Source organism: Xenorhabdus szentirmaii DSM 16338, assembly GCF_002632585.1.
GTDB lineage: Bacteria > Pseudomonadota > Gammaproteobacteria > Enterobacterales > Enterobacteriaceae > Xenorhabdus > Xenorhabdus szentirmaii.
Genome location: NZ_NIBV01000001.1, coordinates 1460225 through 1475641, shown reverse-complemented (window position 1 = coordinate 1475641; position 15417 = coordinate 1460225). Strand labels below are relative to the sequence as shown.

Genomic DNA, 15417 nt, shown 5'->3' with positions numbered 1-15417 from the left:
TCAATAAAGTCATTATCGTGACCTGCGGCATTCTTGGAGAAAATAATGAAAAAATTTGAAGATAGTGGCCTATTAATTGCCCGTATTTTGATATCCATTCTTTTTATCATCGCTGGATATGGGAAATTGGGGGATGCTTACGCGGGAACACAAGAATTTATGGAAGCCATGCATGTCCCAGGCATCTTGCTGCCCCTGACCATTTTACTTGAACTCGGTGGTGGCCTTGCTGTGATGTTTGGTTTGCTGACCCGTACAACAGCTGTGTTTACATTCATTTTCTGCATCCTGTCAGCAATTTTGTTCCACCATGACTTTTCAGATGGCATGAACCAAACTATGTTCCTGAAAAATTTCTCCATCGGTGCAGGTTATCTGATGCTAGCGATGATGGGTCCCGGGAAATTCAGTATTGACGGGGTATTAAAGAAGAATTGGTAATATCACTCACTCCCTGAACTTGCTCGCAATCAATTTCAGAAGAGCAATCAGTTTCAGAGGAACAGGATATTCGCACTTAAAATCAGCCCCTGATTGAACGGAAAACAATCAGGGGCTGGGTTTTATATTCTGGTAAACAGTTTGGGGATTTCACGCAAACACCAAGATTTAGCTTCCCCCATTTTATCGCGTCGCCACGCCATGATGATGTGAGTTTCATGACTGTATTCAGAGCTCACAATACGTAACCGGCCCTCAGCAATATCCTGTTCAACCATCGGATAAGGCAGGGTTGCCACCCCCAGCCCCGCCAAAAGTGCACGGCGTTTATCTTCCAATGTGCTGACCGTCAGCCGTGGTTGTTTATCCAATAATTTAACCGTCAGAGTCGGGCGTTCCTTTGCCGTATCAGCAACGGCTATGCCTCGGTATTTCATTCGGGTAGTTTCAGATAATGGTTCCGGTTCATCATGAATAGGATGGTTAACGCTTGCAACATAGACATTGTTAATCGAATACAACTTACGTGAATTCACCTCCGCAGAAGCCCTGAAGTGCATATCTGGCGCAATGACAATATCCGCGCCGCCTGTTTCCAACCTCTCCCAGGCACCTGCCAATACTTCTGTCACTAATGAGAGCTGTGTATTTGCTTTTTTCGCCAATTTATCAACGAGGGGGAAAAGTGATGCGACCGGAAACAAGGCTTCGCACACAATTGTCAAATTCGTTTCCCAGCCACGGGCCAAGGCTTCTGCATCAGCCGTCAGTTTATCCGCAGCCTCAAGCAATAAACGCCCCCGCTCCAGCAACATGCGGCCAACGTTAGTAAATTTCGTGCGATGGCCTGAGCGGTCAAACAGCACGACATCCAGCTCTTCTTCCAGCTTCTGCATGGTATAGCTTAACGCAGAAGGCACTCTGCCCAATTCATCCGCAGCCGCGGCGAAACTGCCTCGCCTGTCTATCGCATCCATGACCCGCAAGGATTCCAATGTAAGCGCACGTTCTTTGCCCATATTTCTCTCAGTCAGGAATTTTGAATATATCCAACAGATTAACTGGCTGACATTTCGACGTCTAGAGAATTAATAGCAGGAATAGATTTACCTTGTAGTGTATCCACGCAGGAAACACACACGCTCGGAAAACTGAAAGAGGCTTTGGAGAAAACAAACAAAAATGAGATTCAAAGTCTGACATAGTCAGACAATGATATAATGATCCTCAGCATATTTTATTTAATACCGAAATATATTCTTACTGGAATAAATAAAATCGTCATTTTGTTAACTTAAATTACTTTTCAGAACATGCTTATTTATTTCATGCCTATAATAACGAGATAATGACCATAGATAAAACCTTCCCATAATAACATGCTTCGTAATTAAAATTTTCATCATTAATAATAGTGATATTTTTATTGTGGGCATTGACTTAATGAATAAACCATGACAACGAATGAAGTAAAAAAGAGCGGAATAATAAAATTATTATTAGGCACATCTTTATTAATATTATCAAGCAAAGGATATGCGGGTCCTGCGCATGATTGCTGGGTTGAAATCCCTCTTAATTCAAACAATGCAAATTTTTTACCTATACAATACACAATATCTGTTGGGGAGGATTTTGAAATTAATCCCGATTTACCTGTAAACAGTGTTCTGCTAACACAAAGCCTACCTGCAACATCCCCAACAGGCCAATTCATGTGTGATTCTCAGCTCGGGCTCTACCGATATGAAGGAATTGGCACACCAACAAATTCCATTTATCCTATCCCTAATATCCCTGGACTAGGGTATAGAATAAAAAAAACTACCGATAAATCTGGTCACGATATAGAAGATGGTTGGTTTCCATATACTCGTAATCAGGTATACAACGAGAATACTTTTGAAACTCTCACTCAATACAAGGGACTTCTCTTTAATCACCAAGTTATATATCATCTGCAATTAGTCAAAATAGGTGATATCCTGCGGGGTGGGCAATTGACAGGGGAAATCGCCAAAGGTATTGCACTTGAAAAGAATAATTTCCAATATTTCAGTCTGAAAATTGCTGGTAGTATCAACGTTAAATTAGTTTATCCCAGCTGCACTCTCAAGACACCTTCTATAAATGTCCCGTTGGGGGATGTATCTAAATCTGATTTTCAGGGGATTGGAACCGAAACCCAACCTAAACAATTTAAGATCGATTTAGAGTGTTCTAGCGGGTCACCAGAAAAAACTTCCCACCCAAAAATGACATTGGAAGATGTCTCCTTCCCTTCAAATCAGAGTGATATCCTGACACTCAGTAAAAATGCGACAGCCAAAGGGGTTGGCATCCGAATTTATCATAAAAATAATCCCGTGAACTATCAACCAAACAACAATATTAGACTCGGTGAGCTGAGTAAAGGCCATCATAGCATTCCATTTCAGGCAAACTACATTCAGTCAGAATCAACAGTAACGCCCGGCAGTGTCCATGCCAGCGCAGTTTTTAAATTAGCTTATGATTAAAAGATCAATATAAAATTAAATAAGCCCCCAATAGTAAAATTACTAGCGGGGGCTTATTTTTGTTAAAAAATCAGAGATTAAATTAATTATTCATAATTTATTTCCAATCTTAAATTTGTTTTTTCTAAGAAAGCATCTCCAAGGGACATTTTAAGCTGATGTCTGCCTTGGCGAATGAATTGACGGGGTAACGGAAGCCTTATTTTTGCACTCGATAAAAAAGAATCAGAAGCACTTAATATAATATTAACTGGAAAAGGAGATACTCCGATGGCCTCCATGCCTTCTGCACAATCAATTAAATCAAGTTGCAGCCAGTGATCTCGCACTTGTACATCATGTGATGATGGAGACAGTAAGCATGGAGAACTGACGAGTGAGCCATAAACTTCGATATAATTTTCCTGTCGGGCTATTTTTTTAAGATCGTCTTGTGCCATTTCCCCTGCATTCACATAGCTATTCGCTAATATCAGAAGCCCTGTCAGCAAGCCTCTCCATAATCGGATTTGCCTATCTCCATAACCTACCATGTATTTATCCTATCCCGCTTCCGTCCATTATTTTTTCTGATCTTTAATCACGGTGCATTGTTCACCATCACAACGAAATGCCAGTGTTGGCCGGCCACCATAGTCATTGATATAGGTAAAATAAGGTGTGCTGTATTGCCCACGTTTGACGGTTTCATTGCCAAACGGTGCAATCATAATCCCATCAAAATCACTGTCTTCTGATTCTGACTGGCTATTACCCATGCCAATAATTGTGATGTAGTACGGCGTTGGATTTTCTATCCGATACCCTCCCGCAATCTTATGCAAGACCAATTGATCCTGCCAAACTGCATCCGGTTTGGCTTGAAGTGCGACAGGACGATAAAACAGTTTTATTTTGGTTTGCAGTGCAATTTGCAGCGTGTTTGGTTGCTCACTTTTAGGTGGGATTTCACGCAGATTGAAATAGAACAGCGATTCCCTATCCTGTGCCAGCGAATTTGCTGTCTGTGTTTTTTCGACTCGAACCAAACTGCGTTTACCAGGTTCCAAACGCTGCACTGGAGGCGTTAATACTAATGGCCCCGTTGTCATTTTTTGATGATTTTCATCTTCCAGCCACGCTTGGGCTAAATAAGGCAATTGCTTATTCTCATTAGAGATATGCAATGTAATAGATTTATTTTCACCGTCAAACACCGCTCTGGTTCGATCCAAAGAAACCGCTGCCAGAGATGAAAATGTACTAAAAATCAATACACTGCCCGTTAATAGGTTACCAACACATTTCTGCAAAATTTGTTTCTTCATTCTTACATTTACTCTCTTCAATTCGTTTTTGAGGTACGCCATTCATTTTTTATTGCGCTATCCCTTTTATTTCCCTCTCTGGCAAGGCAATGAGACCAGTGACAGAGAATCAATTTGAGGTGGCAATATGAACGAACAATGCTGCTCACCCCAATTCGCTTGCAGGGATTCTCCCAATTCAGCCCCACTGATCCATGCCACTCCCCCGTCATTGACAATCCCCAGTTCACGCCCTTTCTCATTGCGAATACTGGTTCCAAAGGGGAGAATATTTCCATTCTCCAGTTTCAAAACAACAAACAAGCGGTTGCCTTTTAAAACATCAAATTTGTGATAACCAATCGCGCCTTCCGTCAATACCGATTCCGCCACTGCGTCGCGGGCTTCAACATCACTGTCCAATTTATTGATATCGACCATTGTTGTATTGCGGTAATAACTGCTGACATTCGTTACCACACCAATTCCCCGATGATTCGTTCTCACATGGCCGCCATCGAACGGCACATTTTCCACGCCATTGGTATCCACGATTAAGCGAGTACCACCACTAAAACCACTGGGATGCAATGCTGCACCTTTTGAAGTGATCGTCACCCCGCCATTGACTGCCATACCAGCCATCACATTCCCGCCTTGTGCCGTTGAGACATTGAACGACATGTGGGCAACATCGCCTCTGTGACTGTAATAACCGCTAAACTGGCTCTGCCGCTGCTGCCCATGGCCATGGCTCATGCCTGCTGTCACGTTATAGTTATCCCTTTCCCCAATCTGCCCACTGAAATTCATGCTCTGGGAGAATCGTTTCTCGCTGTAATAATGGTTGTAATTTATTCTTTGTTCGCCAACAGGCAGCGAAAAATTCAATGACAGAGAGTTATTCATTTTGCCTGTATGAACATAACGAGCACGGTTGGCCGATAAACCAACAGACATATCGTTGATACCAAAAGCAGAAAAATATTTATTCATCCTAATGTTGTAATAAATGCTGTCACCGGCGTTCCAGAAAGTTTCGTGATTGTAGGAAACACCCAGCGATACTTTCTGTTCAGGGAAGTTTTTATTCAGCGATATTGTATATTTGTCTTTACTGCGCCCTTCCAGACGATCACGGTAACGCGCATCCAAATATTGCTGCATTGGCATGTAATCACGCTCACTAAAACGGTAGCCGGCAAGTGTCAGGTCCGTGTTAATGTCATCAAAACGCTTGGAATAAGTTAGATGCCAGGATTTTCCCTGTTGCGTTTTTTTATCATCTTCTTCCCCTCGTTTTGGCAACCTGGCCATTGATTGTGTGACATCTGCCGTCAACGAACCCAAAGTCCCCAAATCAACCCCCGCTCCCAATGCAAGGGCATTATAATTACCGGCAACTACCCCACCACCGTACAGTGTCCAACTGTTTGTTAAACCGTAGAACCACTCTCCGGCAGCAAAAATAGGCCCTTCAGTCCGATGGGAATCATATCGGGCACGTCCGGAGACTAATTTATAGCGAAGCTGACCCGGTCGAGTCAGATAGGAAACAGAGGCCGCACTGACCTGAAAGGTTTTCACACGACCATCTTGCTCCGTGATTTTTACATCTAATGTTCCACGCACAGAACTACTGATATCCTTGATAACAAACTCCCCAGCGGGAACCGTTGTGTCATACAGAATATTATTTTGTTGTGTTACGGTGACTCTGGCATTAGTGTCGGCAAACCCTCTGATTTGTGGGGCATATCCCCGTAATTTGGGGGGCAATTGCCGTTCATCACTGGTCAATGACACACCGCTATAATTCCAGCCATCAAGTAAATCTGATGCAAAAGAAGATTCCCCCAATATTAAATTGGCCTGCCATGATGGCAAGGCTCGGTATGCATGGAACTTATTCCACTTGAGCGAAGAATCACTATTACTCTGCTGGCCTGCGGTATGGCTGTAATTTCCCTGATAATCACCCCGCAAACGCCAGGCACCATAATTTGCGCCGACAATACCGTTGAACCAGATATTTTGGTTTCTTGAATTTCCGCGTGATTTAGATAAAAAAGTATTCACGTTATAATCGAGCAATACACCAGGTATTCCTTCATCCCAGCGCGCAGGCGGTAACCAAAATGAATCAGAATATTCCAGATAAAGCTGGGGAACTGTCATATTAAGCTGTGATTCAGCTAAATCGACAGATAATGCTACCCCGCTTATCGCAGAAAAATCCACACAGCGCCCGTCATTCCATAACGTTGTCTGTGCGAGATACTCCTCTTTCAAGCCTATTTTATTTCGCAATTCAGGTGAAATGCAGGCTTCCGAACGGATCTCTTTCCCCCGTTGCCGAGAATAAAAAGGGATCGTTGTTTCACGGTTAACGAGTTGTTCATTAATACGTAAAGTTAATTGGTATTTCCCGGGCATCACATAGCCCGTTTGCGAGAAACGTGATAAATCAATATTCTGTTTATCTTCGGAATCCAGCATATCAATGTTAAATTCAATTGCGTTTGCTAAATGAATACCGGAAAAAAACAAAATTAATCCCTTCAGTACATGCAAAGAAAATACGAGCTCCTGCTTTATATTCATTTATAACGACTCCCGCGTCAGGCAGGTATTACCTTGCCGGATACAATATGGCTTGCCGCCATAAATTACCGACCAATTACTTAACAAGCATCATACCCTGTAGCCATCTATAAAAACTTCATATTACTTTTAATAATAAAAAAGCTAATTTAGAAAGAGTGACAGTCACTGTCATCATTAATGATATTTCATGTTCAAAATGTTAATTTTATTCATAAGCCAATTTAAAACTCAATACTGCATAATAACTTCCTTGTACCAACGGTTCTCCATTTGGTACTAAATTTAAAATATATTTCATGCCTGATTGATTATTACCACCAGAAATAATAGGATAACGCTTTCCCGCGTGTATTAAATGCCCTTGTGCATCATTAATAGATAATGCGGCCCCCTTAACTCCACCAGACAACCGGAATAAATGCGTTTCTTTATCACGCACCCCATCAAAGGTTACATGCATTGGTGCCCGTTTCTCCGTGTTTTTCCCTTTTTCCCAATCACAATTTTCCAAATGGATAATGACTTCCTTTTGTTTCCTGATCCCATGTTGATATAATTGTTTTACCGGAACCATGCCCATATTAACAGACTGCCATATATCGTCTAATGCGATAGAGCAACTCGCCGAGACGACGGTTCCGCTAATATTGACCCTTCCCATAAAAGGATTTAAGGAATGTTCCCATGCCAGTGCACTGTTGCACAAAAATAACATAAGAAAAGAAACAAACCCTTTTTTAATCAGAACGTCATTCACGAATCTCATGTGATTTTATAATTATCTATTTTCATTAAAAATAACGCATTACCTAATATAATCATAGAGCAATGCGCTATAATCACTTTATTAAAATGAAATTTCTATGGCGTTTAATTTTTACTCATATTGCATAGTAAAAGTTGTTGTTCCGCTAAATTCACCCGGAGTCACATCGCTTTCCCCGCTCGCTTTTTTCGCAAATGCCATGAAGTTTAATTCATTTGTATTTTTGCTTAGATTAAATGCCTTGCTTGGCTGATCCAGAACAACATCACCATCCAAACCAGTTAACCTTACCGCAACATTTTTAGCAGAACCACTCATTAACAGCTCTTTCGAGTCATAGTTAGCGCCGGAAAATGTCACTTTCGCTTTTTTATAAGTTTCTGTATCACATTCAGTCAGTACAATTTTAACAGGACGAGAAGTTTCATTTCCTTTATTCAATAAAGACTGACTTAAAACACCAAAATTAATTGTTTGATCTATAGATTCAGGGGAAATATTACAGGGTGCATTAACAACAGTACCGGTAAATGTTATTTTACCGCCACCACCATTCTCTATTGAAGCAGGGCCTTCAGCTTGAGCCTGCGCACAAAAAATTCCCATACCTAATGTAATAGCAGCAATTTTAGCCAATTTTGTTGGTTTCATTATTTTACCTTTATTTTAGTAGCAATCAATTTCAAGATCTTTTGTTTACTCTTAATCCCTGAATGAAGCTTTATCTTCAAAGCGATTAAATAAAGAGACTCCAAAGCGTTAATTATCAGATTTCCCCATTGTGAGTTCACAACTTGGTTAGATCCAACCCCTTTAACTCCTCTTTTTAAAAAATAACTTTTCAAAAAAATATTTTCCAATCACATTAATAGCCGGGATAACATTTATCATTCGTTTCATACAATACAAACAATAAACCTATAATCACTACCTATAATATTATCCAAAAAAACAATTAAATATCCCCTTATATCTTTAAAAGGAATAATCATAATTATTTTAAATTTTTTAATAGAAAAACATAATAGAAATGAATTGTTATTTTTTAAGTAAACATCACGTCCCGCAGAACGTAGCCGCTATATTACCGCCATTTCATTAATAATCAATTCTAATATTTTTTATTTTTGACTTAAAACAATCCTCTGTGGATCTATTCAGTAACAAATTCGAACCCCGTTTTATTGGCTTTTGGATTTTAAAATAAAGAAAATGGTAACCAATTGTTTTTATGTTATTTATCGCAATATATCGGGGCTTGATTAATAAAACTTTCTTATAAAAATGAATTTGACCCACCATTAAATATTTACAAAAGTTTATCTTCATGGAGCCTGAATGAAGAAGTTCAGAAGCGTTAATTATAAGATTTTTCCCATAATCAGTTAACAATTAATGTTTAACTGTCAACTACTATCCTCCTTTTAAAAAAAGGAAAATACCTGATAAGGCATTGAACAGACTATTTTCGCTGTCTAAATGTAAAATATACCTATTTTGAATCTTTTAAATTAAAAACATTATTACAATAAATCATTGTTTTTATATTTCTTGGCATTCAAGTTGCGCCGATATTAAGCTTGAATTCATATAATCAATACGGTACTCATCAGTACAGCCATGATTTTAAAAATAGCATCAACTGACCGTTGAGTTAAGGCCAATGCCCGGCAGTATTGCAGTAGAGAAAAATAGTAAAGAAAAATCGTGGAGAAAAATCAGAGAGGCAAATCATTCAATCTGGTAACAGTCAATTACACACTTGGCTTATTCAAGGTACATATTCTGTGATGGTTTGGTGATGGGATGGAAATTGGCGTGAAAATTGGCATATAGGCATAGAAAAGAATAAGCCCTACAGAGAAACCTCTATAGGGCTGAATTTGTGAAGTTGACCGATAAGCCGGGTTCTGTCTTGGACAGCCATTCATCTAGGCCAGCACTTGCGCACTGGCTCAAGCAACCTACCCGGGTTCGATACGGGCCGTACCATGTGAACCCCTATTTGGTCTTGCTCCGGGTGGAGTTTACCGTGCCACGAACTGTTACCAGCCGCGCGGTGCGCTCTTACCGCACCCTTTCACCCTTACCTGATCCCAATATTGTTTTTGCAAACAAAACTGGGCCATCGGCGGTTTGCTCTCTGTTGCACTAGTCGTAGGCTTTCGCCTCCCAGACGTTATCTGGCACCCTGCCCTGTGGAGCCCGGACTTTCCTCCCCTTTACTTCCCCCGAAAGAGATGTAAAGCAGCGACTGTCTGGTCAACTCCGGCGCGGATTATAAGGGGTTTGCCACCCAATGTATAGGGATTTTCACGCGGACCCGCCAATTTAGTCAGAGGCTGAATTCTGGTCGAGAGCAAAACGGTATAAGGCATTTTTCTTTACGCCATGAATTTCTGCCGCCAATGCCGCCGCTTTTTTTAGTGGCAATTCTTTTTGCAATAATGCCAATGTCCGCAAGGCTTCGGGTGGCAAGCTGTCTTCCGCAGGTTTATGATACCCTTCTACAATCAATACCATCTCGCCTCGACGGCGGGTTTCATCTTCCTTTATCCATTCCAGAAGCTCACCGGCCGGCATGCCCTGAATAGATTCCCACGTCTTGGTCAGTTCCCGTGCAAGCACAATATAACGATTTGCCCCCCACACTTTTACGATATCTTCTAAACTATCCAGCAAACGATGGGTTGATTCATAGAATATCAGTGTCCGTGATTCTTGGGCCAATTCGCGCAGCGTGTCCTGACGTCCCTTGCTTTTTGCTGGCAGAAATCCTTCATAGCAAAAACGATCAGAGGGCAACCCTGCGGCAGAGAGCGCAGTAATGGCCGCACAAGGACCCGGTAATGGAACAACATGAATGCCGGCCTCACGACAGCGGCGGACAAGATGATATCCGGGATCGTTAATTAGCGGCGTCCCCGCATCGGATACCAATGCAATGCTGATCCCTTGCTCCAGTTTCGCAATCAATTGATCTGCCTTCTGCTGTTCATTATGATCATGAAGTGCGAACATGCGCGCATTAATGGCAAAATGTTGAAGCAACAAGCCGGTATGTCGCGTATCTTCGGCTGCAATCAGATCGACATTTTTAAGAACTTCAAGAGCACGCTGAGTAATATCCCCGAGATTTCCGATAGGGGTTGGTACAACATATAGCGTGGATGTCGTAACCACTGCTCGATTGGTTTGATTCATTGTTTCATCCGAATGACCGATTTAAAATTGAGCATCTTTGAAAAAAACATCACTGGATACAGTATGCTTCCCTCAATTTTTGTGCGTTTCAAAACTGGTTTAGTCTACACAGCCGTGCTGTCGACTATGATTATTGCAGGGTGTACCATGCTCGAACAGCAAGGGCAACCAACTTATCACCCTCAAGACAAGATCAGCTCAGAGATTAGTCATTATCAAACCATTATTGATGCCGCCCATAACCAACCATCACTGGATGTGATCCGCGCTTATATCGCACTAGAGCAATACGAAGAAAAAAATCCTGTCGCTCACCAGAAAAACATTGATGAAACATGGCAATTGCTGACGCAGCTTTCGCCACAACAACTCAATGAATTAGTCGTCAATACCAACGAATATACCTTACTGGGCTGGCTTGATTTATTGAATTATTACCAAACCAGTAACCGGGATATTGAAAAACTGCGTTCCGCCATCAATGACTGGAAAATTCGCTACCCCAATAATCCGGCCGCCCATAGCTTGCCTACTGAATTACAGCAAATGTTATTAACGCCCTCCGATAACCGCGCCATTATCGGCCTATTCCTGCCTTTGAGTGGTCAGGCTAAGGTGTTTGGAGAAGCCATTCGCCAGGGTTTTCTTGATGCACAAAAAGGGGCGTTGCCAAAAACTTCACTGCCTGCACCGGCAGGTTTACCGGCAAATTCATCTGACAGCAATCCAAATGAAGCGGCTAATTTAAGTGATACTGAGTCATCTGAAGTATCCCCTCTCTCTGAGAAAGGCGCCATATCTGACCAAGGTGAGATAAGCCAGCCAGCACCCCCGATAAAATCAAGCGTGAATGATACCCCTGTCAACGATCAAGTCATCAAAGTCTATGACACTAACAGTGAATCACTCATCAATCTGTTGACGCAAGCCGAGCAAGATGGCGTTACCCTGATTGTCGGGCCATTACTGAAACCCAATGTCGAGCAGCTGTCCCAAATCGACATTCCACTGAACATTCTGGCACTCAATGAATTGGATACACCAAAACCACAGCCGAATATCTGTTATTTTTCATTGTCGCCTGAAGATGAAGCAAAAAATGCCGCTGAGCATATCTGGCAGCAACAAAAACACAATCCGCTGCTGTTAATCCCTCGTACAGAGTTCGGCAATCGGGTTGCCACAGCTTTTGCACAAGAATGGCAGAAACTGGGTGGTCAGGCCGTGTTGCAGCAAACCTTCGGGACTCCCTTAGAAATGAGGCAATCCATGAACCGTGGTATTGGCATACGCATGACCGGCACGCCGGTTCTTCCGACAACCTCCGCCAGTGGCCCTGTCGATGCCGTTTATATTGTCGCCACGGCAGATGAACTGACTGTCATCAAGCCGATGATTGATATGGCGATCAGCTCCCGCAAAAGGCCCGATCTTTATGCCAGCTCACGCAGTAACAAATTTGGTGCAGGCCCGGATTTCCGATTGGAAATGGATGGCATGCAATTTAGTGATATTCCACTGCTGAGCGGCATCAATCCCCCATTAATGCAACAGGCGGCCAAAAAATTTGCCAATGATTACTCCCTGATGCGCCTCTATGCAATGGGAATAGATGCGTGGTCGCTGGCCAATCAGTTTACGCAGATGCAACATAACATGGACTTCCGCCTGAATGGTGAATCAGGAGAGCTGTCTATCACGGATAATTGCACCATTTTACGCCAACTCCCTTGGATGCAATTCAGTCATGGACGGGTTTTGTTCCAAAACCGTACAGACAATGCAGGTTCAGATAATGCGGATTCAGACAATACGAATTCAGACAATATGAATTCATACAACACTGACAATGTGGCAGGGCCTGGCGATACCAATAATGCGAATGAATAAATAGCAAGAAGAGGGGCAGCTTAAAGGCAACCGCCCTCCTTGCTCGGCCTGTGGCTTATCATTGGCAGTAATTTGATTATTATCCCGTTTCAATGGTTATTTCAGGATGAAAAAGACAACTAATCGCTATGCGATAGGACGCCATTATGAACATCAAGTTAAGCAGTTTTTGCAAAAACAGGGGCTTGCCTTTGTGGCTGAGAATGTGAAAATTCGTGGCGGAGAAATCGATCTGGTTATGCGTGACAAATATACATGGGTATTTGTCGAAGTTCGTTTCCGTAAAAACACACATTATGGTGATGCCATTGCTACAATTACCCAAAGTAAGCGTAAAAGATTATTGCATACAGCCTCTGTCTGGCTGAATCAACGCAATGAGTGCCTGGAAACAGCACCGTGCCGTTTTGATGTTTGTACAATAACCGGCCAGAAATTCGAATGGCTGAAAAATGCCTTTGCCTGAACGAGAATTTATTCTGATAAATTCTCAATTTGCTCGCTAAATAAATAGATCCCAAAATACATAGGTCATAACGTGCTGGATAGAATTAAAGTCTGCTTTACAGAAAGTATTCAAACTCAGATAGCAGCAGCAGAAGCATTACCCGACGCAATATCACGCGCCGCGATGATGATGGTTCAATCACTGCTGAATGGCAATAAAATTCTTTGCTGTGGTAATGGTGGGTCTGCTGCAACTTCCCAGCGTTTCGCCGCCAGCATGATAAATTGCTTTGAGACAGAACGCCCGAGCCTGCCTGCTCTGTCTCTGAATACTGATAATGTAGTGATGACGGCAATCGCCAATAGTCGACAACCCAACGAAATTTACGCCAAACAAGTCCGGGCGCTGGGGCATGCCGGAGACGTTTTGCTCGCCATTTCCACACATGGAAATAGTCGGGATATTATTAAAGCGGTAGAAGCAGCGGTCACCCGCGATATGACAATCGTTGCGCTGACGGGATACGATGGTGGTGAGCTGGCGGGATTGTTGGGGCCTCAGGATGTTGAGATCCGTATCCCATCTCATAACAGCGTCAGGATCCAAGAAGTTCATATGTTGACAATCAACTGTCTGTGCGACTTAATCGACCATACGTTATTTCCTCATCAGGATGAATAAGGAGCCAGCTCAATGCGGTTATTTTCTCTATTAGCAATCTGTTTCAGTGCCATGTTATTGCAAGGGTGTATTGGGGCTGCGGTCGTGGGCTCTGCGGCATTCGCCACAAAAGCAGGCTCAGATCCACGTACAATTGGCCAACAGGTGGACGATACCGCGCTGGAAGCCCGGATCAGTAATGCTGTCAGCAAAGATCCCCAGATTAAGGCACAGGCACGCGTCGTCGTCACTGTATACCAAGGTAAGGTGCTTTTAACCGGGCAAAGCCCGAATGTCGCTTTGGCTGATCGGGCAAAACAAATTGCCTCAAAAGTGGAAGGCACTGACCTTGTCTATAATGAAATCCGGCAAAGTCATCCTGTTTCATTGTCCAGAGCTTCAGCAGACACTTGGTTGACCACCAAAGTGAGATCTAAAATCCTGGCCAGTGATTCAGTCAGGTCATCCAGTATTAAAGTGGTCACCGAAGACAATGAAGTCTTCTTATTTGGTATTGTCACCCGACAAGAAGGCGAAGCCGCCGCGAAAATTGCGAGTGAAACCAGCGGAGTCAAACGGGTGACAACCGCCTTTACTTATCTTAACTGACCCTTAACTGGCAACTGCAACAGGCTGGCTCAACTGAAAATGCCAGCCATCAACGCCTAAGCCATCAATTACTAGGCCACCACCACGTTACAAAATACCGTTGGTTTAAAAATAGGCTTGGCTTAGCTCTCAAAACTCATTACAGTATTCGCTTATCTCACCATCATCAACATGGAAAATGGCACTGGCTAAAATGAAAATTAGATGACAACGAAAAACGATAAAGTTGTGAGCTGAGCGGCAATTATTTTCGACCAGTGCCATAATAGCGAAAAACGCGCCCCTGCCAGCTTACTCAATCATTTCCAATACTTTCCTAACAAGCTTATCAATTCCTTTTTCTGCCTGAGATAAAGATTCTGCAAGCATGTAAGCTGGCGTTGTGACAATTTTATTTTCAGAATCAACAACAATATCATCGACTGGGCACTCGATATGTATTCCTCCCATTTCTTCTATTTGAGCTGCGGTTTCAGGATCATAACCAATAGTCACTTTGACTGGTTTTCCCAGCATTTTCGGTATCATCACGGGAGCAATACACATAAATCCCATCGGCTTGCCCTGTTGATGCATCTCCCTCACAATACTTAATAGTTCTTTATTTATTTCGCAAGATGATCCTCTATAAGCGAAATTACATAAGTTTTTGGCCGCACCAAATCCACCGGGAATAATTAACGCATCTAACTCATTGGTATCAACCTCAGACAGAGGCCTCATATTTCCCCGAGTTATACGAGCTGACTCTTCCATTATGTGACGGATTTCGTGTTTCACCTCTCCATTAAGATGATTAATTACATGATGTTGTGGCTCATCAGGTGAAAAAAACGACACTTCAGCACCAAGACGGCTCAAAGAGAGCATAGTCAGAACTGATTCATGAATTTCACTTCCGTCGTAGACTCCACATCCACTTAATATCATTGCAACAGATTTCATATTCCTCTCCGTTTGTAGTAGATTAATGCTTAACCCCTTAGA

Annotated in this window: 14 protein-coding genes and 1 other RNA gene; 6 read left to right on the top strand and 9 right to left on the bottom strand. The window is 42.4% G+C overall.

Annotation, left to right across the window (positions count from 1 at the left end):
* The first annotated feature begins 45 nt into the window (after positions 1–45).
* Complete coding sequence (locus Xsze_RS06795; protein WP_038236645.1) at positions 46–441, top strand: DoxX family protein; 396 nt, start codon at positions 46–48, stop codon at positions 439–441.
* Positions 442–563: 122 nt separating this feature from the next.
* Here the strand turns inward: Xsze_RS06795 and Xsze_RS06790 are convergent, their stop codons facing one another.
* Positions 564–1460 carry a LysR family transcriptional regulator gene (locus tag Xsze_RS06790; protein ID WP_038236647.1) on the bottom strand — a complete coding sequence of 299 codons (897 nt, stop codon included), beginning with the start codon at positions 1458–1460 and terminating at the stop codon, positions 564–566.
* Positions 1461–1895: 435 nt separating this feature from the next.
* Here Xsze_RS06790 and Xsze_RS06785 point away from each other — a divergent pair, with 435 nt between their 5' ends.
* The gene (locus Xsze_RS06785) at positions 1896–2960 is read left to right on the top strand and encodes a fimbrial protein (protein WP_038236650.1); all 1065 of its coding nucleotides are present in this window, start codon (positions 1896–1898) and stop codon (positions 2958–2960) included.
* Positions 2961–3046: 86 nt separating this feature from the next.
* On the opposite strand, the gene Xsze_RS06780 is transcribed toward Xsze_RS06785, so the two are convergent.
* From Xsze_RS06780 to rsmI, 7 genes are all read right to left on the bottom strand, one after another.
* Positions 3047–3493 (bottom strand): hypothetical protein, encoded by a 447-nt coding sequence (locus Xsze_RS06780; RefSeq protein WP_038236653.1) that lies wholly within the window; start codon positions 3491–3493, stop codon positions 3047–3049.
* 27 nt (positions 3494–3520) lie between these two features.
* The gene (locus tag Xsze_RS06775) at positions 3521–4267 is read right to left on the bottom strand and encodes a fimbrial biogenesis chaperone (protein WP_038236656.1); all 747 of its coding nucleotides are present in this window, start codon (positions 4265–4267) and stop codon (positions 3521–3523) included.
* Positions 4268–4333: 66 nt separating this feature from the next.
* Positions 4334–6850, bottom strand: coding sequence for a fimbria/pilus outer membrane usher protein (locus Xsze_RS06770; RefSeq protein WP_051462354.1), 2517 nt, complete (start codon positions 6848–6850; stop codon positions 4334–4336).
* 208 nt (positions 6851–7058) lie between these two features.
* A complete protein-coding gene (locus Xsze_RS06765; protein WP_038236659.1) occupies positions 7059–7610 on the bottom strand; it encodes a fimbrial protein in 552 nt (183 codons plus the stop codon).
* 120 nt (positions 7611–7730) lie between these two features.
* Positions 7731–8270: a fimbrial protein gene (locus Xsze_RS06760; protein ID WP_038236662.1), complete on the bottom strand. Its 540-nt coding sequence runs from the start codon at positions 8268–8270 to the stop codon at positions 7731–7733.
* A gap of 1232 nt (positions 8271–9502) precedes the next feature.
* Positions 9503–9889: RNase P RNA component class A (rnpB, locus tag Xsze_RS06745), an RNA gene on the bottom strand.
* Between the two features lie 61 nt (positions 9890–9950).
* Positions 9951–10823 (bottom strand): 16S rRNA (cytidine(1402)-2'-O)-methyltransferase, encoded by an 873-nt coding sequence (gene rsmI / locus Xsze_RS06740; protein ID WP_038236668.1) that lies wholly within the window; start codon positions 10821–10823, stop codon positions 9951–9953.
* A gap of 63 nt (positions 10824–10886) precedes the next feature.
* On the opposite strand from rsmI, the gene Xsze_RS06735 reads away from it, so the two are divergent.
* The 4 genes from Xsze_RS06735 to dolP all read left to right on the top strand — a co-directional run bounded on the left by Xsze_RS06735 (position 10887) and on the right by dolP (position 14430).
* On the top strand, positions 10887–12713 hold the full coding sequence (locus Xsze_RS06735; protein ID WP_038236670.1) for a penicillin-binding protein activator: 1827 nt from the start codon (positions 10887–10889) through the stop codon (positions 12711–12713).
* Positions 12714–12819: 106 nt separating this feature from the next.
* On the top strand, positions 12820–13179 hold the full coding sequence (locus tag Xsze_RS06730; RefSeq protein WP_038236673.1) for a YraN family protein: 360 nt from the start codon (positions 12820–12822) through the stop codon (positions 13177–13179).
* Positions 13180–13251: 72 nt separating this feature from the next.
* On the top strand, positions 13252–13842 hold the full coding sequence (gene diaA / locus Xsze_RS06725; protein WP_038236676.1) for a DnaA initiator-associating protein DiaA: 591 nt from the start codon (positions 13252–13254) through the stop codon (positions 13840–13842).
* A gap of 12 nt (positions 13843–13854) precedes the next feature.
* Positions 13855–14430, top strand: coding sequence for a division/outer membrane stress-associated lipid-binding lipoprotein (gene dolP / locus Xsze_RS06720; protein ID WP_038236679.1), 576 nt, complete (start codon positions 13855–13857; stop codon positions 14428–14430).
* 291 nt (positions 14431–14721) lie between these two features.
* Here dolP and elbB read toward each other — a convergent pair whose 3' ends face one another.
* A complete protein-coding gene (gene elbB, locus Xsze_RS06715) occupies positions 14722–15375 on the bottom strand; it encodes an isoprenoid biosynthesis glyoxalase ElbB (protein WP_038236681.1) in 654 nt (217 codons plus the stop codon).
* Positions 15376–15417: the final 42 nt, after the last annotated feature.